This is a genomic window from Ruegeria sp. BG8, from assembly GCF_056538325.1.
The window spans coordinates 150317-170249 of sequence record NZ_JBQFSZ010000001.1 but is presented as its reverse complement, the minus strand read 5'-3'; the positions used below and the strand labels follow the sequence as shown (position 1 = coordinate 170249).

General features: G+C 55.1%; 24 protein-coding genes. 6 read left to right on the top strand and 18 right to left on the bottom strand.

All coding sequences use genetic code 11. The features are described 5' to 3' along the window. Nucleotides 1-88 precede the first annotated feature (88 nt). The gene (locus ACR0DG_RS00915; RefSeq protein WP_480693555.1) at nucleotides 89-856 is read left to right on the top strand and encodes an SDR family oxidoreductase; all 768 of its coding nucleotides are present in this window, start codon (nucleotides 89-91) and stop codon (nucleotides 854-856) included. A 2-nt stretch (nucleotides 857-858) separates the two neighbouring features. Here ACR0DG_RS00915 and ACR0DG_RS00910 read toward each other — a convergent pair whose 3' ends face one another. Continuing rightward, entirely contained in the window at nucleotides 859-1722 is an 864-nt protein-coding gene (locus ACR0DG_RS00910) for an acyl-CoA thioesterase (protein WP_480693554.1), read from the bottom strand. Nucleotides 1723-1771: 49 nt separating this feature from the next. After that, nucleotides 1772-3001, bottom strand: coding sequence for a serine hydrolase domain-containing protein (locus ACR0DG_RS00905; protein WP_480693553.1), 1230 nt, complete (start codon nucleotides 2999-3001; stop codon nucleotides 1772-1774). A 179-nt stretch (nucleotides 3002-3180) separates the two neighbouring features. Between ACR0DG_RS00905 and ACR0DG_RS00900 the strand changes: the two genes are divergently transcribed. After that, nucleotides 3181-3795 carry a DsbA family protein gene (locus ACR0DG_RS00900; RefSeq protein ID WP_480693552.1) on the top strand — a complete coding sequence of 205 codons (615 nt, stop codon included), beginning with the start codon at nucleotides 3181-3183 and terminating at the stop codon, nucleotides 3793-3795. Here the strand turns inward: ACR0DG_RS00900 and ACR0DG_RS00895 are convergent. Next, entirely contained in the window at nucleotides 3770-4810 is a 1041-nt protein-coding gene (locus ACR0DG_RS00895) for a phosphotransferase family protein (protein WP_480693551.1), read from the bottom strand. The two genes, ACR0DG_RS00900 and ACR0DG_RS00895, sit on opposite strands and share 26 nt — an antisense overlap. 24 nt (nucleotides 4811-4834) lie before the next feature. Continuing rightward, a complete protein-coding gene (locus ACR0DG_RS00890; protein WP_480693550.1) occupies nucleotides 4835-5653 on the bottom strand; it encodes an SDR family oxidoreductase in 819 nt (272 codons plus the stop codon). 137 nt (nucleotides 5654-5790) lie between these two features. On the opposite strand from ACR0DG_RS00890, the gene ACR0DG_RS00885 reads away from it, so the two are divergent. The 3 genes from ACR0DG_RS00885 to ACR0DG_RS00875 all read left to right on the top strand — a co-directional run bounded on the left by ACR0DG_RS00885 (nucleotide 5791) and on the right by ACR0DG_RS00875 (nucleotide 8123). Further along, a complete protein-coding gene (locus tag ACR0DG_RS00885; RefSeq protein WP_480693548.1) occupies nucleotides 5791-6786 on the top strand; it encodes an NADPH:quinone oxidoreductase family protein in 996 nt (331 codons plus the stop codon). Between the two features lie 135 nt (nucleotides 6787-6921). Next, nucleotides 6922-7371: a type II 3-dehydroquinate dehydratase gene (gene aroQ, locus ACR0DG_RS00880; protein ID WP_480693547.1), complete on the top strand. Its 450-nt coding sequence runs from the start codon at nucleotides 6922-6924 to the stop codon at nucleotides 7369-7371. Continuing rightward, nucleotides 7368-8123 (top strand): LuxR family transcriptional regulator, encoded by a 756-nt coding sequence (locus ACR0DG_RS00875; RefSeq protein WP_480693546.1) that lies wholly within the window; start codon nucleotides 7368-7370, stop codon nucleotides 8121-8123. The genes aroQ and ACR0DG_RS00875 overlap by 4 nt, the downstream gene beginning before the upstream one ends. A gap of 383 nt (nucleotides 8124-8506) precedes the next feature. Here ACR0DG_RS00875 and tsf read toward each other — a convergent pair whose 3' ends face one another. The 5 genes from tsf to ACR0DG_RS00850 form a co-directional block, all read right to left on the bottom strand. After that, nucleotides 8507-9382, bottom strand: coding sequence for a translation elongation factor Ts (gene tsf / locus ACR0DG_RS00870; RefSeq protein WP_480693545.1), 876 nt, complete (start codon nucleotides 9380-9382; stop codon nucleotides 8507-8509). A gap of 76 nt (nucleotides 9383-9458) precedes the next feature. Continuing rightward, a complete protein-coding gene (rpsB, locus tag ACR0DG_RS00865) occupies nucleotides 9459-10259 on the bottom strand; it encodes a 30S ribosomal protein S2 (RefSeq protein WP_480693544.1) in 801 nt (266 codons plus the stop codon). 165 nt (nucleotides 10260-10424) lie between these two features. Beyond that, complete coding sequence (gene olsA / locus ACR0DG_RS00860; protein WP_480693543.1) at nucleotides 10425-11279, bottom strand: lyso-ornithine lipid O-acyltransferase; 855 nt, start codon at nucleotides 11277-11279, stop codon at nucleotides 10425-10427. Then, a complete protein-coding gene (olsB, locus tag ACR0DG_RS00855) occupies nucleotides 11266-12021 on the bottom strand; it encodes an L-ornithine N(alpha)-acyltransferase (protein WP_480693542.1) in 756 nt (251 codons plus the stop codon). The genes olsA and olsB overlap by 14 nt, the downstream gene beginning before the upstream one ends. Nucleotides 12022-12118: 97 nt before the next feature. Continuing rightward, a complete protein-coding gene (locus tag ACR0DG_RS00850; RefSeq protein WP_480693541.1) occupies nucleotides 12119-12301 on the bottom strand; it encodes a DUF3553 domain-containing protein in 183 nt (60 codons plus the stop codon). A gap of 43 nt (nucleotides 12302-12344) precedes the next feature. On the opposite strand from ACR0DG_RS00850, the gene ACR0DG_RS00845 reads away from it, so the two are divergent. Beyond that, a complete protein-coding gene (locus tag ACR0DG_RS00845; protein ID WP_480693539.1) occupies nucleotides 12345-12941 on the top strand; it encodes a histidine phosphotransferase family protein in 597 nt (198 codons plus the stop codon). Here ACR0DG_RS00845 and ACR0DG_RS00840 read toward each other — a convergent pair. The 9 genes from ACR0DG_RS00840 to ACR0DG_RS00800 all read right to left on the bottom strand — a co-directional run bounded on the left by ACR0DG_RS00840 (nucleotide 12938) and on the right by ACR0DG_RS00800 (nucleotide 19928). Further along, nucleotides 12938-14200 (bottom strand): glutamate-5-semialdehyde dehydrogenase, encoded by a 1263-nt coding sequence (locus ACR0DG_RS00840; protein ID WP_480693538.1) that lies wholly within the window; start codon nucleotides 14198-14200, stop codon nucleotides 12938-12940. The genes ACR0DG_RS00845 and ACR0DG_RS00840 overlap by 4 nt on opposite strands. A gap of 28 nt (nucleotides 14201-14228) precedes the next feature. Further along, the gene (proB, locus tag ACR0DG_RS00835; protein WP_480693537.1) at nucleotides 14229-15335 is read right to left on the bottom strand and encodes a glutamate 5-kinase; all 1107 of its coding nucleotides are present in this window, start codon (nucleotides 15333-15335) and stop codon (nucleotides 14229-14231) included. Further along, nucleotides 15323-16357 (bottom strand): GTPase ObgE, encoded by a 1035-nt coding sequence (gene obgE / locus ACR0DG_RS00830; protein ID WP_480693535.1) that lies wholly within the window; start codon nucleotides 16355-16357, stop codon nucleotides 15323-15325. Before obgE ends, proB begins: the two co-directional genes overlap by 13 nt. 37 nt (nucleotides 16358-16394) lie before the next feature. Beyond that, nucleotides 16395-16931, bottom strand: a complete 537-nt coding sequence (locus ACR0DG_RS00825; protein WP_480693534.1) for a GNAT family N-acetyltransferase — start codon at nucleotides 16929-16931, stop codon at nucleotides 16395-16397. Beyond that, nucleotides 16928-17086, bottom strand: coding sequence for a hypothetical protein (locus ACR0DG_RS00820; protein ID WP_480707016.1), 159 nt, complete (start codon nucleotides 17084-17086; stop codon nucleotides 16928-16930). The genes ACR0DG_RS00825 and ACR0DG_RS00820 overlap by 4 nt, the downstream gene beginning before the upstream one ends. Nucleotides 17087-17180: 94 nt before the next feature. Continuing rightward, complete coding sequence (rpmA, locus tag ACR0DG_RS00815; RefSeq protein ID WP_010440093.1) at nucleotides 17181-17450, bottom strand: 50S ribosomal protein L27; 270 nt, start codon at nucleotides 17448-17450, stop codon at nucleotides 17181-17183. Nucleotides 17451-17461: 11 nt separating this feature from the next. Further along, nucleotides 17462-18076: a 50S ribosomal protein L21 gene (locus ACR0DG_RS00810; protein ID WP_480693533.1), complete on the bottom strand. Its 615-nt coding sequence runs from the start codon at nucleotides 18074-18076 to the stop codon at nucleotides 17462-17464. A 209-nt stretch (nucleotides 18077-18285) separates the two neighbouring features. After that, nucleotides 18286-19086, bottom strand: coding sequence for a DUF2059 domain-containing protein (locus ACR0DG_RS00805; protein WP_480693531.1), 801 nt, complete (start codon nucleotides 19084-19086; stop codon nucleotides 18286-18288). After that, nucleotides 19086-19928, bottom strand: a complete 843-nt coding sequence (locus ACR0DG_RS00800) for a DUF2059 domain-containing protein (protein ID WP_480693530.1) — start codon at nucleotides 19926-19928, stop codon at nucleotides 19086-19088. Before ACR0DG_RS00800 ends, ACR0DG_RS00805 begins: the two co-directional genes overlap by 1 nt. Between the last annotated feature and the right edge of the window lie 5 nt (nucleotides 19929-19933).

The window sequence follows — 19933 nt, the reverse complement described above, 5'->3', positions numbered from 1 at the left end:
GGTAAATAAATAAGTAGCCCGGATCCGTTCTTTTCATTTGCAGCCAAAGGCCTACGATCCTCCTGTAAACACAGCGCTGGGATGATAAATGGATTTGAACGGAAAAACGGTCGTAGTCACAGGTGCTGCTGGCGGTATCGGCAAAGGTCTAGCACTGCGCTTTGCGAATGAAGGCGCGCGGGTTGTTTGTGCCGATATCGACTATGACGGAGCCGAAAGCGTTGCGCGACAGATTTCCGGCTTTGCGTTTAAATGTGATGTATCAAAAGAAAGCGATACTGAAGCGCTGATCAATAGCGTCGAGCAAGACATTGGACTAATTGATCTTTTCTGTGCGAATGCCGGTATTCTGACACTTGGTGGTCTGGAAGTGCCCGATGAAGCTTGGGACCGTATCTGGAAGATCAATGTTATGTCACATATCTGGACCGCTCGGCATCTTGTTCCGCGCATGGTTGAACGTGGCGGCGGATATATTATGACCACGGCCTCGGCGGCCGGATTGCTGAATCAGCCCGGCGCTGCACCGTATGGCGTTTCCAAACATGCCGCGGTCGGGTTCGCCGAGTGGCTGTCATTGACCTACGGAAATAAAGGTTTGCGGGTCTCTGTTCTGTGCCCACAGGCCGTGCGTTCGGAAATGACCCGCGGACACGAGGATTCGGTGGCTGCCATAGACGGAATGTTAGAACCGGACGAAGTTGCCTCAGCCTGTGTAAAAGCGATCGCTGAGGAAAAGTTCCTGATACTGCCACATCCTCAAGTCTTGGATTATATACGGCATAAAACTGAGGACTACGATCGTTGGCTGGGCGGAATGCGTAAGTTAAATCAGATATTTGTAGAAAATAATTAAACTCATCTTTTTACCCTGCGCATAAGGCCTTCCTGTGCAACCGAAGCGACCAGTGTTCCATTCTCGGCGTAGATCGAGCCGCGATTGAAGCTACGTCCCTGCCCGCCCCATGGCGAGTCCATTGCGTAAAGATGCCAGTTTTGAAAACGGACGGGTGCGTGAAACCAAAGCGCGTGATCCAAGCTTGCGCTGTTCACTTCTCCGGTAAACCAGCTCAGCCCGTGCGGACGCATCCCGGAACTCATCAGGTACATGTCGGATGCATATGTCAGCAGTAATTGTTGCGTTATTTCATCCTGTTCTGTGGCTGATTTCATTCGAAACCACACCTGGTTCCGATCATCAGATTTCTCGGGGTCAAACGGATTCAAATGGCTGACTTCGCGGACTTCAATCGGTCTTTCGCGTAAAAGTTCACCACGTAGTTTTTGCGGAACGATATCCGTGTAACGCTGCCGTAAGTCTGTTCTCGCGGGGTAATTCTCCGGAGCGTCCATAGCGGGCATGGGATGTTGATGTTCCCAACCTTCGTCGCGGATGTGGAATGACGCGGAAAGGTTAAGTATTTGTTTTCCGTGCTGAATGGCCACAACGCGCCTGGTTGTGAAGGAACCTCCGTCTCGGGCTCTATCAACTTGATAAACAACGGGAATAGAGGGATCGCCTGGACGGATGAAATAGGCGTGTAAAGAGTGACACAGCCGATCTTCGACTGTTCTGTAGGCGGCGGCCAGTGCTTGGGCAACAACCTGCCCGCCAAAAATTCGAGTTGGTGTTTCTCCGCCAGAGCCGACGCCGCGGTACAAATCAACTTCAAGCCGCTCAACATTCAACAGATCAAGAAGAATTCGTTCTGCTTCGGTCATCTTGACCCTCCAATTCACTTTGTTAGTCGGAGTATCAAGCTAGGAATGCTCAAGCAATCATTGCCCCAAGGACAAGCGCTTTGAGTTCGGCCCGTGACGGGTATGAACTGGATGGCGACAACTGAGTGAAGAACACAGCCGTTGTGTCGTTTTGGCGATCGACCCAAAAGAAAGTGGATGCCATGCCACCCCAGCTGAAGTCGCCCACGGAACCCGGAGTTTTTGTTCTGGCCGGGTTGATAATGACAGCGCCCCCTAGTCCGAAACCCATGCCTTCCATCGGTTGTTCAGCGAAACTCTGAGGACCCATTGATGCAATGTCGCCCGGCAAGTGGTTGGAAAGCATGTAATCTACCGTTTTAGGCCCTAGAATACGGCCTTGTTCAAAGGAACCGCGGTTTCTGAGCATGTCAGCGAACTTGGCATAATCGTCTATTGTACCAACCAGCCCTCCTCCACCTGAGAACAAGGTGGCTCGTTCAAATGGCGAGTTTCCGGCTTCGTCGACCAAACGTAGAGAGTCGCCTCCGCTCTCGGCAGAGTTCAAAGCCATCGCGTCACCGGCCAACGGAGTGTAAAGAGAGGCGAAGCGATCCCCTGCCCCGTTTGGCACTGAAAAACCTGTGTCGGTCATTCCCAAGGGTGCGAGGACATTTTCCGCAAGGAATTGGTCCAGGGGCTGCCCAGAGACGATTTCGATCACCCGGCCCAGCACGTCAATCGCAACGGAATATTCCCACCGTGTCCCGGGTTGAAATGCCAACGGTAGTTTAGCCAGTTCGGCCACACGGTCCTTCAGTGGACCCTGAGCCGGTGAAAAGATAAGGTCGAGCTCATCCATAGCCTTGGGCACAATGCCTGGGTTAAAGGGATAGCTGAGGCCGCTGGTGTGCGTCAGAAGATGGTGCAGGGTTATCGGCGACGCGGGCTCTGTCTGATCCAGCCTTCCTGCTTGGGGGATCAGCGTGTGAATATCGCGAAACTCGGGAATAAAATCCGACAGTTGCGCGTCTAAGTGAAACAAGCCACGTTCAACCAACATCATAAGTGCAACCGAAGTTATCGGTTTTGTCATGGAATAGATTCTTGCAACCGTATCCCGTTCAAAAGGCAAGCCACGCTCGACGCTGCGTTGACCGGTCGAGTGGAAAAAAACCTCATCACCGCCTCGGTGCAGCAGAAAGGAACAGCCGGCGTATTTTCGGTCGTCGACATATCTTTGCATCCAGTCCCGGATGCGGGTCAGTCGTTGTGCATCAAATGAAATCTGTTGGTTCATCGGTTCTCAAAACTCCTGACCGGCGCAAGCGTTACCTTGCTCAAAAGAAGGGTCAATTAACAGGAAAAACCAGCTTTTCTTATTTTCCTCTGGGTTTGTCAGGCAAGTGGTACACTCAGGTTGTTACAGATTCGAGTTGTTGTGGGTTTCGCTGTAATTCTTCGGTACGGGAGAGGAAAATGACCCAAGCTATCGATTTTATGTATGATTTCTGCAGTCCAAACGCTTATCTGGCCCATAAGATTCTGCCGGATATCGCGGCACGGCACAGGGTTGGTGTGAACATGGTGCCTGTTCTACTGTCCATCGTGTTCAAGGCGACGAATAACCAAAGCCCGTTTCACGCGTTTTCTGAAAATCGCCAAAAGACGGCTTACCTAACACACGATCTGCATCGTTTTGCACGGCGGCGCGGGATTAGTTTCCACATGAGTCCGCATTTCCCGCTCAATACAAAATTCGCCATGCGTGGGGCTATGTATGCGCAGGGAAAATCATGGGAAAGCAGTTATATAAGTGCGATATTTGATGCGATTTGGGTGCACGGCCAAAAGGCAGATGACTTGACCATTTTGACGGATATTTTGCGCGAGAACGACCTGCCCGTTCGAAAATTGCGGGAAGCGATGACCCGTCCTGATATTAAGCAACGTCTCAAGGATCAGTCCAAGGCGGCCGTGAAAAAGGGCGTATTTGGTGTACCCGCCATGTTCTTAGAAAATGAGATGTTCTTTGGCAAAAACAGTTTACCCAATCTGGAAGTTGAGCTTAATCAGCACCTTTCCCTTGGTTGACGGCCGCGAGCCCGTGCTGGGCAAACATCGGTACGTAAGCCCCCAGTTTTTGGGCACGTATTGGGTCTGATGCATTCCCATCAAGCGCCCGCTTGTACACGCCTTGCAGAATCCCTGCCATGCGGAAAAAGTTGAACCCTAAATAAAAGCCGAAATTGTCGATCGAGGATATCCCACGACGGCGGCAATAGCTTTCTATGAATTTGTGATCGGACGGTATGCCGAGTTTTCCTCGGTCAATTCCAGCCAATCCGCGCCCTTCTTTACCCGGTGGCATTTGCCATTGCATGATGACAGCGGCCAAGTCGGCAAAAGGATGGCCGATTGTCGAAAGCTCCCAATCCAAAAGACCGACGCACCGGGATCCACTGACTTCGAAAAGCATATTATCGATCCTGTAGTCACCGTGCACCAGCGTACGCTGTCCGTCGTCTTCAGGCATCGCACTGTCTAGGCGCGTGATGAGCTCGTCCATTTCAGCGATCGTTTCTGTTTCGCTGGCTCGGTATTGCTTTGTCCAACGAGAGATCTGACGCTCAAAGTAGTTTCCGGGCGGACCGTAATCCGACAGACCGACTTCCTCGATTTCTACTCCGTGCAACGCCGCCAGAACCCTGTTCATTTCGTCAAAGACGCCTTGCCGGGTTTCATTGTCTTCGCCATCCATCGTTGGTTCAAGAAAACCGCGCCCCTGAAGGTGTTCCATGACGTAGAAAGACGAGCCGATAACGCTCTCATCCTCGCAGAGCAGGTACATTTTGGGGACAGGCACGTCTGTCGCGGCAAGCGCTTGCTGAACACGGAATTCACGTTCGACTGCATGGGCGGATTTCAGCAGCATTCCCGGTGGTTTGCGGCGTAAAACGTAAGTAGCTGACGGCGTTCGCAGTTCAAATGTCGGGTTGGATTGGCCGACAGCGAACTTGGTCGCCTCTAACGGACCCTGATAGCCCGCCAGGTGCTGTTTTAGGTATTGGTCGACAGCCGTGAGGTCCAACGTGGTGTTCTGTGTCATATCCGCTCCTTCCGCGGTGCCATGCTACAGCGCTTCGGCAAAGATATTGCCAGCCGTCACAACATTGATACCGCCTGAGACGGGGATCACGGCACCGGTCACATAGCTGCCGCCGCGCCCGCACAAAAACAGCATACAACCCGCGATGTCGTCCTCGGACCCTACGCGCCCTAAAGGAACAGATTTGCCGACGCGCGCACGTGTATCCTCATCAGCGGTCGCAAAAGCCGTCATGCGCGAGACAAAGGGCCCGGGTGCCAATGCGTTCACGGTTATATGGTACGGGGACATCTCTTTGGCGAGAATCTTTGTCAGGTGCAGAACGGCGGCCTTGGACGCCGAATAACTATATGCCCCGTCTCCCATGGGCACTTCGCCCATGACAGAGCCGACATTCACGACGCGGGCTGGATCGTCTGGCGTTGCGGACTGCATGAGCATCGGCAAAAGCTTTTGGGTCAGGTCAAAGATACCAGCGACGTTTACGGACATGACCTTGTCCCACGCCTCATAAGGAAACTGACCCATTGGCGCCCCCCACGATACACCTGCGTTATTCATAAGTATATCAAGTTTATCCGTTCGTTTCTTAACCTCGGAAACCATCTCCTCGATGCCTTCCTTGGTGCTGACGTCACCACCAAAGCCTTCGGCAGTGCCCGAAGCATCAAGTTCGTTCAGCTCTGCCGCAACAGCCTCGCAAGCATCTCCTTTACGGGAAGCAATCAGCACGCGTGCACCCGCCCTGACCAAGGCTTCGGCGGCCATACGACCGATCCCTGTGGCGCCGCCGGTCACAAAGGCGGTTTTACCCTGCAGTGAGAATAGTTTTTCGGGGGTCATGTCCTGCTCCTTCGTTCGTCTAGGGCAACTTGGTTGGCTGCGATGTTAGCGACGTTTGCACCTTGACGGTTTCTTGACAACACCGGCGTCTGCACCAAAGTTCGTGGTAACTGAATAACAAGGACAATAGGGTCAACATGCAAGCTTTACTCAGCGTCGCCCCGGGTGGGCCCGAAACACTAGAGCTCACCACCCTGCCCGACCCGGTACCCGGAAAAGGCGAGCTGTTGATCGGCATTAAGGCCGCGGGAGTGAACTTTCCCGATACCTTGATGATTCAGGACCTTTACCAGATAAAACCGCCCCGACCTTACGCTCCCGGTGGGGAAGTCGCGGGTGAGGTTTTGGCCGTCGGCGAAGGCGTCAACGGGTTTAGTAAAGGCGACCGCGTCCTTGCCCTGACGGGCCACGGTGGGTTTGCAACTCATTTGACGATCAAAGCGTCAACGGCGATTAAATTCCCGGAATCCATGCCTTTTCAAGAGGCTGCGTGTTTTATCTTTACCTACGGAACCTCCTATCATGCGCTGAAGGATCGGGCGGGCCTAACTGCTGGTGAAACCGTGCTGATACTTGGTGCCGCAGGTGGGGTTGGAACGGCTGCCATTGAACTTGCCAAGGCAACCGGTGCAAGGGTGATCGCTGCGGTTTCTTCCGACGAGAAAGCAGAGTTTTGCAAACAGATCGGTGCGGATGAAACCATCGTCTATTCAAGGCAAATGGATCGGGATGCGCAAAAAGCGTTCTCCGCCGAAATCAAGAGGTTGGCGGGGCCAAACGGTGTAGACGTTGTCTATGATGCCGTCGGTGGCGATTATGCAGAACCCGCCTTGCGAAGCATGGCATGGAACGGTCGATATCTGGTCGTCGGTTTCCCTGCAGGCATTCCGAAGATACCCCTTAACCTGCCCCTGCTAAAGGGATGTCAGATTGTTGGCGTGTTCTGGGGCGCGTCTGTTTTTCGCGATCCAGTCGGTCATTCCAAAAATGTTGGGGAGCTTTTTGGACTGTATAACGCAGGCAAAATAAGACCGCGTATCAGTGCAATGTTCCCGCTGGAACAGGCCCAGGATGCGTTGGTGCAAATATCCGATCGGTCCGCTCTCGGTAAGATTGTAATTACAATGCCCTGACTTTGGTTTGTTGCCTCTTCAAACCACAGCAATAGTTGTTGTTTCGACGCATCCTACTATCGCGATAAGTGCACAGGCGGTGGACACACCCACCCGTTCGCGTTTATGAACCCAGTAAATGGGAACAGTGAGACCATGCACAAAGCTCTGATTTTGAACGGGCCTAACCTTAATCTGCTGGGAACACGGCAACCAGAGGTTTACGGTCATACAACACTGAAGATGGTTGAGGATTTGTGCCTTAACCACGGAAAATCCATCGGAATCGAGGTTGCGCACCTACAGTCCAACCACGAAGGCGTGCTTATTGACGCAATTCATGCGGCCAAGGGCACGCAGGATGGTATTGTTCTGAATGCTGGCGCCTATACCCATACGTCCATAGCGCTGATGGATGCCATTGCGTCGGTCGAGCTTCCTGTTGTCGAAGTTCATCTGTCCAACATCCACGCCCGCGAACCATTCCGGCATCAGTCATTTATTTCGAAAGTTGCACTGGGTCAGATCTGTGGGTTCGGCCCCCAAGGCTATGTCCTGGCATTAGATGCGCTGTTGGCACACCTCGAAGGTGGAGGTCGTGTATGAAGCTGGGTGAGTACCTGTATTTTCTCAGCTACACGAAAACGCTGGAAGAGCTTTGGGATGCCCATTGTCGGCAAATGGCCGAATTTGGGTTTGACCGGCTGCTGTACGGTTATACCCGGTACAAGACGGAAACGTCCCTGGGGGATCCTGAGGATTTTACAATTCTCACCAACCACGGCAAAGACTACTTGGATGGTTTCTTGCGTCGGGGCCTCTATTTCCATGCGCCGATGCTGAAATGGGCGCTCGAGCATGAGGGCGCAGCCAGCTGGCAAATGACGCAGGACATGATGCTGGAAGGTACGCTGTCCCCGAAAGAGCAGCAGGTTATCGACTTTAACCGATCTCAGGGTGTTGTCGCGGGCTATACCGTCAGCTTCAACTCAGTGTCCGTTCGTTCCAAGGGGGCTATTTCGCTGTCGGCGTCTGGCGGTCGTTCACAGCAAGAGGTCGACGCGATATGGGCCGAGCATGGTGAAGACATTTTGCTGATGAACAATGTCGCACATCTCAAGATTCTCACCCTGCCCTACAATGCCCCAAACCGCGCGTTGACCAAGCGGCAGCGAGAAGCTTTGGAATGGGTGGGCGACGGCAAAACCACGCAAGATATCGCGTTGTTGATGGGCCTCACTTCGGCCACCGTGGAAAAGCATCTGCGCCTTGCGCGTGAGTCGCTGGCGGTTGAGACCACCGCACAAGCGGTGCTAAAAGCATCACTACAGAACCAGATGTTCATTATGGAGGCATAAGGCTTCGGATTTGACGCTTTTGGGCGTCAATTTACGTAGGGTAAGGAAATCATGACTTTCCGAATCCGGGGCCAAAATTGCAAACTGATACTGTTCCGTGAGTGGTGGCTTTAGCCTGGGAACATTTGGTCGGATCTTTGTAATTTCAGGGCTCTCCGACCGCTCTGGCAAAGGGGCGTTTATTTATCCGCGTACCAATGCCGGAAATTTGGGGGGCCTCGACCATCCCCATCATGCGGGGCCCCTCATCCTATCCTTACAGTTGCGGCGCTTCGGCGCCTTTTTTGTTGCCTGGTTTCTTGGAAACAAAAAACCGGCCACGCTATGCATGACCGGTTTCTAACGTCTTGTTCCGGACCTCTGACGAAGCCCGGAGATTTTTCTTAGCCCTGAGCGGCCTTGGCAACTTCGGCTGCGAAGTCTTCTTTTTCGACCACGATGCCTTCGCCAACTTCCAAACGGATAAAGCCGGTGATGGTTGCGCCCGCTTCCTTGGCCGCTGCTTCAACGGTCAGGTCAGGGTTCACCACGAACTGCTGGTTCAGGAGGGTCGACTCTGCCACGAACTTCTTCATGCGGCCTTCGATCATTTTTTCGATCACCTGCTCCGGTTTGCCGGATTCGCGAGCGATGTCCATCTGAACCTGCTTTTCCTTCTCGACAACAGCCGGGTCCATGTCGGCCTCGGACAGAGCGGCGGGGTTCACAGCTGCGATGTGCATCGCAACCTGCTTGCCGATCGCTTCGTCGCCACCGGTCAGTGCAACCAGAACGCCGATTTTACCCATACCGTTGGTGGCTGCGTTGTGGACGTAGGACACAACAGTGTCGCCCGACAGTTTCGCCATACGACGCACCGACATGTTCTCACCAATGGTGGCGATCTTGTCGGTCAGAGTGTCGGCAACGGATTTGCCGCCCAGATCGGCTGCCAGCAGAGCCTCGACATTGTCGACGCCTTCGGCTGCATAGGCGATCTTGCCGACCATTTCCTGGAACTCAGCGTTTTTCGCAACGAAGTCGGTTTCCGAGTTCACCTCGACAGCAACACCGTTGCCGCCATTGACGTGAACAGCAACCAGACCTTCTGCTGCGGTACGGCCCGATTTCTTGGCCGCTTTGGCCAGACCTTTGGTCCGCAGCCAATCGACGGCTTCGTCCATGTTGCCGCCGGTTTCGGTCAGCGCTTTTTTCGCGTCCATCATGCCTGCGCCGGTCGAGTCGCGCAGTTCTTTCACCATTGCTGCTGTGATTGCCATCTTTGGCTCTCCTCAATTCAAACGGAATTGGGGCAGGTCATACCCTGCCTCATATGTCATTTACGTGACGGGCAGCTTACGCTTCGGCAGGAGCTTCAGGTGCAGCTTCTGCGTCAGCGGCTTCCTCGGCGACAACCTCTTCAACTGGTGCTTCTTCGAATGCACCCAGGTCAACGCCTGCAGCACCCATCTGAGCGGTCATACCGTCCAGAGCGGCACGAGCGGCCAGGTCACAGTACAGGCCAATGGCGCGCGCTGCGTCGTCGTTGCCGGGGATAATGTAATCCACACCATCGGGCGAGCAGTTGGTGTCGACAACAGCCACAACCGGGATACCCAGCTTGTTGGCTTCGGCGATGGCCAGTGCTTCTTTCTTGACGTCGATGACGAACAGCAGGTCAGGAACGCCGCCCATCTCGCGGATACCGCCCAGCGACGCCTGCAGCTTCTGCTGGTCACGCTCCATGCCCAGACGCTCTTTCTTGGTCAGGCCTTCGGCACCCGATTCCATTGCTTCGTCGATCTGGTTCAGACGGTTGATCGACTGGGAAACGGTTTTCCAGTTGGTCAGCGTGCCGCCCAGCCAGCGGTGGTTCATGTAGTACTGAGCCGACTTTTCAGCGGCTTCTGCGATCGGGCCGGCAGCCTGACGCTTGGTACCAACGAACAGAACGCGGCCACCTTTTGCAACGGTGTCACGAACGGCCTGCAGAGCCTGATCCAGCATAGGAACGGTCTGGGTCAGGTCCATGATGTGGATGCCATTGCGCGAGCCGTAGATGAACGGGCCCATGCGGGGATTCCAACGCTGTGTCTGGTGACCAAAGTGAACGCCAGCTTCCAACAGCTGACGCATGGTGAACTCGGGAAGAGCCATGCTATTTCCTTTTCCGGTTTACGCCTTGGCGGGGGTGAAAGAAGCGGATGCTCCAACCGGCGGTCTTGATGAGGATGTCTCCCTCAAAAAGCCCAAACCCCGCCTGCGGGTTTGAATGGCGCGCGTATACGGCAGGTTTTAATGCAGCGCAAGGGCCAATTGCCCTTATTTTTCAAGTCTCGCAAACGCGTGGGCGTGCCGCACTGCCGCTTCGCAATGGGCAGCCAGCGCCTTGCGGTTTTCGAAATCGCTGACTTTGGCGGGTGTATGATAGATCAGTTCGACCGAGCCCTGTCTGCGGGCGCCCAATGTCTTTAACAGATGCGGGCCAAAATCCATGTCGCCCCACCAACCATAATAGCGGTTCGGCTGCCCGTTTGGGGCATGATAGATGACGGTCACGGGTTGCACATACATGAAGTCGCGCAGCTCATCTGTGAAGAAAGCAGCGAAAAGTGTTGTTTTGAAAGGTAAAACGCGCAACCCATCGGTCGAGGTGCCCTCGGGGAAGAACAACAGTTTGTGCCCGGCAGTCAGACGTTCCTGAAACAGCAGCGTTTGCTCGCGCGCCTTTTTGCGGTTTCTCTCGATAAAAACGGTTCCAGTTGCGCGCGCTAACCAGCCTATTCCCGGCCACTTGGCAACCTCGGCCTTGGACACGAAATAGACCCTTTTACGGGCATTCAGGGCAAAGATATCCAGCCACGAGGAATGATTGGCGACAACCGCCCCGCGTTGCGTCATCAGAGCACCCGACGCGCTAAAGCCCATACCAAGGATTCGGAATGCGTTGCGACAAACGAATTGCGTTATGAACGGCGTGATTGGGCGGTGTACTCCAAAAAACGGACGTTCGATCAAACGAACAATCAACAAAATGACGAGGCCGCCAAAAACCAGCACGGCGAGCGGTAGTCCTCGTAATAGCACCAGCCCCCATCCTAAAACGCCCAACTCAAATGGGTCAGGCGCTTCTTCGCTTTGCCAGGACGCATCACTCACGAATTTAGGCTCCGCCATAGATACGCCGCTGACGATCATTCATCCGGGCAGTGTCGAGTATCAGACATACATCAGTGGTGTTGAAGGCATGGTCGATGAATGCCCCCTCGCCCACGAATCCGCCCAGACGCAGATACGCTTTGATCAGTGCCGGAACTTGCACCATAGCTGCGCGGCGATCCAACGCGTCAGGTGCGACCAGATCCATTGACTGGAATACCTCGGGCTGTGCCCGGACCCTTAAATCGACGGGCGCCAGATGGTTGTGATGCAACATAGACAAAGGTTGCTCAAGGGCAGAGACATCGGTTCCGTGGAAGCTGGCGACGCCAAAAAGAACTTCGATCTCTCTTTTGTTTACATAGTCGGCCAAGCCGTTCCAAAGGTGGTACATGGCTGTTCCACCCCTGTAATCCCTGTGCAGGCACGACCGCCCCAACTCCAGAAGCTTGCGACCGCTGTTCTTGAGAACGGTCAGATCGTATTCATCCTCAGAGTAGAACTGGCCCAATTCTGCAGCACGTTCGCCCGGTAACAGTCTGTAAACGCCTACAGTTTCGCCTGACTGGTCGTCAATTGCCAGCATGTGATCGAAATAGGGATCAAAACGGTCCTGCTCGAGTTTATTGTCGTGGTCGACCATCTCACCACCGCCGCCGAGTTCGCGGACGAAAACGTCGTAACGCAAGCGTTGTGCCGCGCGCAGTTCGCCCTCGTTTTCAGCAAGTTTGACAGTGAAGGATGGGCCTGTTTCCGGCATCAGTGCTTCCGTTTGGTTTCAGCGCTGATACCGCAGGTTTTGGGGGAATGGCAACACGAGGCAAACCCTTTATGCGTTAACCTTTCCTAAACCAGTTTCATGGATCAAAGACCGGCATAAGGGCGATGCGCGTTCCGTCAATCACCACCTTCCCCTGCTCGCGGAAGTTTACGGTGATCTTGCCTCCGATATTGGATTGAACCTGTCCAATGCCCCAATCGGGAAAATCGGGGTGGCGGACAAACATCCCCGGTGCGAGAATGGCATTTAGGTCTGACATGACTGGGCTCCGGGTCCGGCGGCAGATACAGCAGGAGGTACGCATGAGTGCGTCAGACGTCAACCTGGCCGAACTGATTGGTTCGCGGATCTGTCACGACCTGATCAGCCCGATCGGGGCAATCACCAATGGTCTTGAGTTGCTTGAAATGGTCGGCGCTGTCCAAGGCCCTGAGATGGAATTGATCGCAGGCAGTGTTGGAAGCGCAGGCGCGCGCATCCGGTTCTTTCGGGTGGCATTTGGATCGGCCAGCGACCAACCCCTGGGACGCGCCGAGGTTAACGAACTGCTGCGCGATGTCGAACGTGCTGGCCGAGTGCGGGTCAATTGGCACGTGACCGAACCTGTGCCGCGCAACCAGGTCAAGCTCGCGTTTTTGGCGCTTATGTGCTGCGAAAGCGCGATGCCTTTCGGTGGCGAGGTGACTGTTCGCTGTGAAGGCAATGCGTGGGTCGTCGCTGGGGTCGCCGATAAACTGAATATCGACAGCACCCTTTGGAACAATATGCCCAAGGGTAATTTTCCTGGCAAAGTCACGCCGGCGCAGGTCCAGTTTGCTTTGTTGCCAGATACAGCAGCCGCAATGGGGCGACGTGTCACCGTTGAGACGACGGCGACACGTGTTGCGATCCGCTTTTAAGACCGGACCGTGCCGCTTCCGCGTACGAGATACTGAAAGCTCGTCAATTGCGCAGCGCCGACTGGACCGCGGGCATGCATTTTGCCCGTTGCTATGCCGATTTCGGCGCCCATGCCAAATTCTCCGCCATCGGCGAACTGGGTCGAGGCATTGTGCATCAGGATTGCGCTGTCGAGACGCTCAAAGAAACGAGCGGCGGCCGAGGAATCCTCGGTCATGATGCAGTCCGTATGATTGGAACCAAACTGGCGGATATGGGCAATGGCCTCATCGATGTCAGCAACCGGTTTCGCAGCAATAATGCTGTCGAGGAACTCTTTCCCCCAATCCTCCACTGATGCCGCGACTGTGCCATTCGCGGCCAACACGCCTTCGGCATGCACTTCTACACCAGCAGCCAGCAAAGCGGCGATCACGTCCTGGCCCAAAGTTTCAGCGATGTCTTGGTGGATTAGCAGGCATTCAGCGGCGCCGCAGATACCTGTGCGGCGGGTTTTGGCATTCAGCACAACGTCCAGAGTTTTTTGCGGGTCTGCAGCCTTGTCGATGTAGATATGGACGATCCCTTCAAGATGCGCGAAGACCGGCACCCGCGCTTCGCGCTGCACCAAGCCAACCAGACCTTTTCCGCCACGCGGAACGATGACATCGACGTAATCCGTCATCGTCAACAATTCCTGCACGGCGGCGCGATCCCGGGTCGGGACAAGCTGAATTGCGTCCTCAGGCAGGTTCGCGGCTTTCAGCCCCTCGACCAAACAGGCGTGTATTGCCCCTGACGAATGGAAGCTTTCAGAACCGCCACGTAGGATCACAGCATTACCAGACTTCAGACAAAGCGCACCTGCATCCGCCGTCACGTTGGGTCGGCTTTCGTAGATAACGCCAATCACACCCAAAGGCGTGCGAACCCTTTGGATGTGAAGGCCCGAGGGCATATCCCACTCGGTCATGACCTCACCCACCGGATCGGTCTGCTCGGCCACAGTACGTAAGCCGTCGACCATGCCTTGAATGCGCGCCTCATCCAGCATCAAACGGTCCATCATAGCTGGGCTCAGACCTTTTTCACGGCCAAACTCAAGGTCTTTTTTGTTGGCGTCGACGATCTGTGCCCGGTTCAACCAAACCGCATCGGCCGCCGCGATCAAAGCAGCGTGCTTGCGCTCGGCCGAGGCAAAGGCCAATTCGGCAGCCGCAGCCTTGGCCTTTGTTCCGAGGTCAGCCATCAGCGCGGGAATGCTGTCGAAGTCCTTCATCTTGGGTGCCTTTCAGTGAAACTATGAGTTACAGCGCCAAATCGTCCCGATGGATCAGAACGGCCCGACCGGGATAGCCAAGTGTCAGTTCAATCTCAGAGGACTTGCGCCCTTTGATCGCGTCGGCCTCTTGCGCGGTGTAGCGGCTGAGCCCCTGCGCAAGCCGCCGGGATTGGGGATCCATAATAGCAACCGGATCACCGCGGCCAAAATCACCAGTCACTTCGACTATACCCGCAGGCAGAAGGCTTTTGCCATTTTCAAGCGCGCGCGCCGCGCCAGAGTCCACTACGATTTCCCCGCGTGGTTTCATCGCCGAAATCCAACGCTTGCGGGCCGCGTGAGGATCGACCGTCGCCGTGAACCACGTGCAATTTGCACCGTTCTCAAGCGTTTTCAAAGGGTTCAGCGGTGATCCTTCGGTAATGGCCATTGTGCAGCCTGCAGCAGTTGCCATTTTAGCCGCCAACAATTTGGTCTTCATGCCCCCTTTAGACAAACCGGACCCGGCATCACCCGCCATCTCTTCAATTTCCGGGGTAATATTCTCGATCACGTCGAACCGCGTGGCCGTGGCATCCTCAGACGGGTTGCCTGAATAAAACCCGTCAACGTCAGAAAGAAGGATCAACTGATCCCCACCGACAGTGACTGCGATCTGAGCCGCCAGTCGGTCATTGTCGCCATATCTGATTTCGTCTGTGGCGACCGTGTCGTTTTCGTTGACAATGGGGACAACACCCAAGCCCAACAGGGTTTCAAGCGTCGCGCGCGAATTCAGGTAACGACGGCGATCTTCACTGTCTTCCAGCGTTACAAGAACCTGCGCTGTCGTGATGTCGTAGGGTGTCAAAGCTTCTTCATAGGCGCGGGCAAGGCGGATCTGCCCAACCGCTGCTGCAGCCTGAGATTGTTCCAACGGCAAGTCCTGCACCGCGAGACCCAGAACACCCCGACCCAACGCGATCGAGCCTGAGGACACGAGGATCACATCTGTGCCCTGCCCTTTGAGCCACGCCACGTCCTGCGCGAGGGAGTGCAGCCATTGCGACCGCAAAAGACCTGTTGTCCGATCGACAAGCAGCGCCGACCCGATTTTGACAACAAGACGTTTTGCGGCCTTCAGGGTTGCCAAGGCTGCGCCTCCTCAACGGGCTTTTGACGCACCCGATTGTCATCTATTTGGCCGCGCAAGGCGCGAAGAACTTCTGTCACACCCAGATGAGCCACTCCGGACATTGTCATGACAGGACCGCCGACCGCATTCTGCAATTCGGCCAAAGCCTCATCGCGTTCTTCATCATCTAGAGCGTCGATCTTGTTAAGCACGGTGATGCGGGGTTTCTCGGCCAGCTCACCGCCATAGGCTTCAAGTTCGTGAATGATGGTGCGGTAGTCTTCGGCGACAGTTTCCGATGTACCATCAACCAGATGCAGCAACACGGCACACCGTTCGACATGGCCGAGGAAACGGTCTCCAATCCCGCGCCCCTCATGGGCACCTTCGATCAGGCCGGGGATATCAGCGACAACGAATTCCACGTTGTCCACGCCCACGACGCCCAGATTGGGGTGCAGGGTCGTGAACGGGTAATCGGCAATCTTGGGCCGCGCGTTCGAGGTCGCTGCCAGAAACGTCGACTTACCTGCGTTGGGCATTCCCAGCAGACCCACATCAGCAATCAGCTTGAGCCGCAGCCAGATGGTGCGGTCGATCCCCGCCTGCCCCGGATTGGCGCGGCGCGGAGCCTGGTTGGTGGCCGATTTGAAATGCAGGTTGCCAAAGCCGCCGTTGCCACCCTTGGCCAACAGCACACGCTGACCCACCTCGGTCAGGTCACAGATGACGGTCTCTTCGTCCTCGTCCAGAATCTCGGTCCCGACAGGTACGCGCAGCACGATGTCATCGCCATCCTTGCCGGTCCGTTGTTGGCCGCGGCCGGGCTGGCCGTTCTTGGCAAAGAAATGCTGCTGATAGCGGAAGTCGATCAGCGTGTTCAGGCTGTCCACGACCTCAACCCAGACGGAGCCGCCCTTGCCGCCATCGCCGCCATCAGGGCCGCCATATTCGATGTATTTTTCGCGCCGAAAGCTGACGCAGCCGCCCCCACCGGCCCCGGACCGGATGTAGACCTTTGCAAGATCGAGAAATTTCATGACTGTCCCCTACTGCAAAGGCCCCATCGGCCACAAGTCACAGTTTCTTAGTGTATGTCCAGGTGGGCACGTTCGCGTCGCGCGCCACCGAATAGCTTTCTGCATCGCCCAAATATTCGAACCCGCAATGTGTCAGTACCCGCGCCGAAGCCGGGTTATCCTGAAACACGCTGGCGAACATATTTGCGTTCTCAAGAGGGTTGGCGTTAACCAGAGCTTCGACGGCCAGCGAGGCAATGCCGGTATTCCAGTAGATCGGTGCAACCCAATAGCCGACCTCGGACTGGTTGCGGTCCAGACGCGTTAACGAGATCAGGCCGATAAGTTCGGGCCCGCCATCTTTGGTTGCGTCCATGGCCCAGACATCTTCATCCCGCTCTTCGGACATAGCGCGTGTCACAAAGGCTTCGGTCGAACCCGGAGGTAATGGATGCGGAATTGTCGTGGTCATACGCGCGACCCGTTCGTCGCCTGCGTAATGCTCAATGAGACCCATATCCGACCGACGCAATGGGCGCAGGTCGAACCGCTCGGTTTCTATGACCGGCTGATTTATGATTGCCTCAAGTTTCATGAGTGCGTTCCTCCTCCGAACAACACGTAAATTGCAGACGCAACAGCAAAACCAATTAACGTCCACATCAGATATTTGCGGCCCAGACGATCTTCAACCGCATGGGCAATACGTCCCTGAAACAGGGGCGGTATGGTGCTTGCTGCGTTTGTCATCGGGCTCATATTTCAAAACTGTGTTAAAAACGAGAAAGGGGACCGGCATTTTCTGCCGGTCCCCCATTTATTTCTAAACCTTTAGGGTTTCGGCTTACTCTGCGGCCTCCGCCACTGGCAGGACCGAAATAAAGGTGCGGTTTTTGAGTCCCTTGTGGAACTTCACGGCGCCATCAACAGTTGCAAAGATGGTGTGATCTTTGCCCATGCCCACGCCTTCGCCCGGCCAGAACTTGGTGCCGCGCTGACGCACGATGATGTTGCCTGCGATGGCCGCCTGACCACCATACAGTTTTACGCCAAGGCGGCGACCAGCTGAGTCGCGACCGTTACGGGAGGAACCGCCAGCTTTTTTATGTGCCATTCTCTCTCTCCTTAGCCTTGAGCCAGCTCTTTGGCTTGCTCAACCCATTCGGGTTTCACTTTGATGGTGTCGATAGCAGCAATCTGCTCGTCCGACAAGGCGGCCAGAGCGGCAAAGCTCTCGATACCAGCGTCGTTCAGCTTTTTGGCAGCGGCAGGGCCGACACCGTTCAGCTTGGTCAGATCGTCGGCAGCAGCCGCAGCGGCGGGTGCCTCTGCTTTGGCTTCAGCTTTCTTGGCAGGCTTTGCAGCAGGTGCCGCTTCGCCAGCCGGTGCCGAACCGGTTGCAGCTTTGATGCCCGACTTGTCAGCGCCCGACGACAGGATGTCGGTGATTTTGACCAGGGTCAGTTTCTGACGGTGGCCAACGGTACGCTTCGAGCTGTGCTTACGACGGCGCTTGACGAATTTGATGACCTTGTCACCTTTGATCTGTTCGATCACTTCGGCCTGTACGCCTGCGCCTTCAACGAAAGGTGCACCAACAACCGGAGCGTCGCCGCCCAGCATCAGAACATCGTTGAATTGAACTTTTTCACCTGCGTCGGCAGCCAGCTTTTCAACGCGGAGGATATCACCCGCCTGAACCTTGTACTGCTTGCCGCCAGTCTTGAGGACCGCAAACATGCGTCTTTCCTTTTCCAAACCGCGTTCTGTGGTCCCCGTTTGGGTGTTGCTGGCTTTCGCCACCTCGAACAGCGCGCCCTTTTCGGGCTGTGTGACGACCCGTGGGCGATGCCCTATGGGTCAATAATAACGAGACCCGGCGCGGAAGAACCGGCCGGGATGCGCGCTTATTCACGGAATGGGATGGAAAGTCAACATCAAAAGCGGGGTTAAAGATCTGAACCCCTTAGGGCCTGCGAAACGGCCAGTCCAAGTCGGTAATATATCTGATCATACATCCGGTCGAAACTGTCAAAAAACGCCTTGTTTACGGCGCGCCCCGTCTGCGTTCGCGAAAAGGCTATGTTCTCGCGCATCTCGCTTTCATCCAATGGCTGGTATGCCATCAACAGAAACGAAAAAAGCCAGGTTTCGGTTTCTCTGGCGATGTTGTCTTTTTCAGCGAGCAACTGGGCCAACAGCTCCGCGTCATCTCCGCCGACATCTTCGTTCAGACCCCGGAAAAAGTTGAAATCTGCACTGATCGCGCTTTGAACGTTTTGATCGACCAGATCATTCACCTCGATGTATTCGTCAACAAGCTGAAAAAGCGCGTTGTCCTCATCGCTGTTAAAGTAGCTGTCCTTTGCCATTTCCAGGATGGCGTCATCCTGTATCGCCGACCGGGCCGAGTTTTCGAGCGAGATCACAGCCTGCCCCAGATCGCTTTCAAAGAACACGATTGCGCGGTCCAATTCGGACTCGGTCAAGCTGTCTGCGAAGACGCTGGATATTTGGTCGTGCATCCAGTCTTTGTTGTAAATGCTATCCAGCTGATCGTTGAAATAAGCGCCGCCCGCATTCCCCAGAAGAGTTTCATTCAGATCATGCGCGTGCACGTGACCTTCGTCTCGTAGAATGCTGATCACCTGATCCAGCCTGATGGCCGACATCAGACGGTCAACCTTTTCGTCCGCAATTCCCTGAGCGGCCCAAAAGGTCAAAATCAAAAAGGTGATCAGCCCGCGCATCAGATATCCTGCGCCGGATGCAAGTCCGCCATTCTCGCGGCCAGAACCTCGAATTTCATGGCCATGATTTCATATTGGATCGCGTTCAACAGTTCATAGACTTCTTGCATCAGCGGCTGTTCCAGAGCGTCGGCATAAGCAATGACCTCGTCATCGGAGAAATCCTGGTATGTGTAAGCGGCCCCCGCCAGTGCAGAAAGCTGCAAGGCCTGTCGCATCCCGGCCTCGTTCTGTTTCATCAGCGCGCGCAGGTCGTCTGCTCCCATCTGCAGGTCAATGACACCCGAGGCGCTGGCCGCCAACAGGAACCTAACTTGTATTTCTTGCAAGGCACGCAAAGCGGTGCCGCTGGAGTCAATGGCACTATTCATGCGCTTTAGTTCTTCGACACGTTGAGAGCCCTGCTGAATCAGCCCCGATACTATCTCTTGGCCTTCGCGATCCTTGGCGTCATCATCTTCCACCAAATGTGATGCGTTTTCAGCTTCGACCAGTCTTTGGCCGAGGTCTGAGGCATAGAATTCCACCGCGTGGTTCAAAGCATCGTCACTCAGCGTTTGCTCAAGGATTGAGACCGCCGTTTCATGCATGTCCTCGGTGTCAAACACTTCTTCGGTCAACCTCGACCAATCTGAGCCGAACCCGTCAGGGTCTATACCCAGCATTCGCGGTGCCGATGCAGAGGCAAGCGCAATGCTTTCAAGGGCGACATCAAATCCAGTCGTGGTTAAAAAAGCCTCTATCCGGTCACGTTCGGCTGCCATAGCGGACAGTGGAAAAGCGAAAAGCGTGAGCAAAAGCAGACAGAGCGGTAAAACGGTGGTGCGATAGAAGTGTCTCATGCCAA

Excerpts from the sequence above, each read along its gene's own strand:
- ACR0DG_RS00850 (WP_480693541.1), bottom strand. The coding sequence starts at position 12,301 with ATGTCAGACCTAAATGCCATTCTCGCACCGGGGATGTTTGTCCGCCAC.
- ACR0DG_RS00800 (WP_480693530.1), bottom strand. The coding sequence starts at position 19,928 with ATGAGACACTTCTATCGCACCACCGTTTTACCGCTCTGTCTGCTTTTG.
- ACR0DG_RS00825 (WP_480693534.1), bottom strand. The coding sequence starts at position 16,931 with ATGAAACTTGAGGCAATCATAAATCAGCCGGTCATAGAAACCGAGCGG.
- ACR0DG_RS00895 (WP_480693551.1), bottom strand. The coding sequence starts at position 4,810 with ATGACACAGAACACCACGTTGGACCTCACGGCTGTCGACCAATACCTA.
- ACR0DG_RS00910 (WP_480693554.1), bottom strand. The coding sequence starts at position 1,722 with ATGACCGAAGCAGAACGAATTCTTCTTGATCTGTTGAATGTTGAGCGG.
- tsf (WP_480693545.1), bottom strand. The coding sequence starts at position 9,382 with ATGGCAATCACAGCAGCAATGGTGAAAGAACTGCGCGACTCGACCGGC.
- ACR0DG_RS00875 (WP_480693546.1), top strand. The coding sequence starts at position 7,368 with ATGAAGCTGGGTGAGTACCTGTATTTTCTCAGCTACACGAAAACGCTG.
- ACR0DG_RS00915 (WP_480693555.1), top strand. The coding sequence starts at position 89 with ATGGATTTGAACGGAAAAACGGTCGTAGTCACAGGTGCTGCTGGCGGT.
- ACR0DG_RS00900 (WP_480693552.1), top strand. The coding sequence starts at position 3,181 with ATGACCCAAGCTATCGATTTTATGTATGATTTCTGCAGTCCAAACGCT.
- obgE (WP_480693535.1), bottom strand. The coding sequence starts at position 16,357 with ATGAAATTTCTCGATCTTGCAAAGGTCTACATCCGGTCCGGGGCCGGT.
- rpmA (WP_010440093.1), bottom strand. The coding sequence starts at position 17,450 with ATGGCACATAAAAAAGCTGGCGGTTCCTCCCGTAACGGTCGCGACTCA.
- ACR0DG_RS00885 (WP_480693548.1), top strand. The coding sequence starts at position 5,791 with ATGCAAGCTTTACTCAGCGTCGCCCCGGGTGGGCCCGAAACACTAGAG.
- ACR0DG_RS00840 (WP_480693538.1), bottom strand. The coding sequence starts at position 14,200 with ATGAAGGACTTCGACAGCATTCCCGCGCTGATGGCTGACCTCGGAACA.
- ACR0DG_RS00845 (WP_480693539.1), top strand. The coding sequence starts at position 12,345 with ATGAGTGCGTCAGACGTCAACCTGGCCGAACTGATTGGTTCGCGGATC.
- rpsB (WP_480693544.1), bottom strand. The coding sequence starts at position 10,259 with ATGGCTCTTCCCGAGTTCACCATGCGTCAGCTGTTGGAAGCTGGCGTT.
- olsB (WP_480693542.1), bottom strand. The coding sequence starts at position 12,021 with ATGCCGGAAACAGGCCCATCCTTCACTGTCAAACTTGCTGAAAACGAG.
- ACR0DG_RS00820 (WP_480707016.1), bottom strand. The coding sequence starts at position 17,086 with ATGACAAACGCAGCAAGCACCATACCGCCCCTGTTTCAGGGACGTATT.
- ACR0DG_RS00890 (WP_480693550.1), bottom strand. The coding sequence starts at position 5,653 with ATGACCCCCGAAAAACTATTCTCACTGCAGGGTAAAACCGCCTTTGTG.
- olsA (WP_480693543.1), bottom strand. The coding sequence starts at position 11,279 with ATGGCGGAGCCTAAATTCGTGAGTGATGCGTCCTGGCAAAGCGAAGAA.
- ACR0DG_RS00805 (WP_480693531.1), bottom strand. The coding sequence starts at position 19,086 with ATGCGCGGGCTGATCACCTTTTTGATTTTGACCTTTTGGGCCGCTCAG.
- aroQ (WP_480693547.1), top strand. The coding sequence starts at position 6,922 with ATGCACAAAGCTCTGATTTTGAACGGGCCTAACCTTAATCTGCTGGGA.
- ACR0DG_RS00810 (WP_480693533.1), bottom strand. The coding sequence starts at position 18,076 with ATGTTTGCGGTCCTCAAGACTGGCGGCAAGCAGTACAAGGTTCAGGCG.
- ACR0DG_RS00905 (WP_480693553.1), bottom strand. The coding sequence starts at position 3,001 with ATGAACCAACAGATTTCATTTGATGCACAACGACTGACCCGCATCCGG.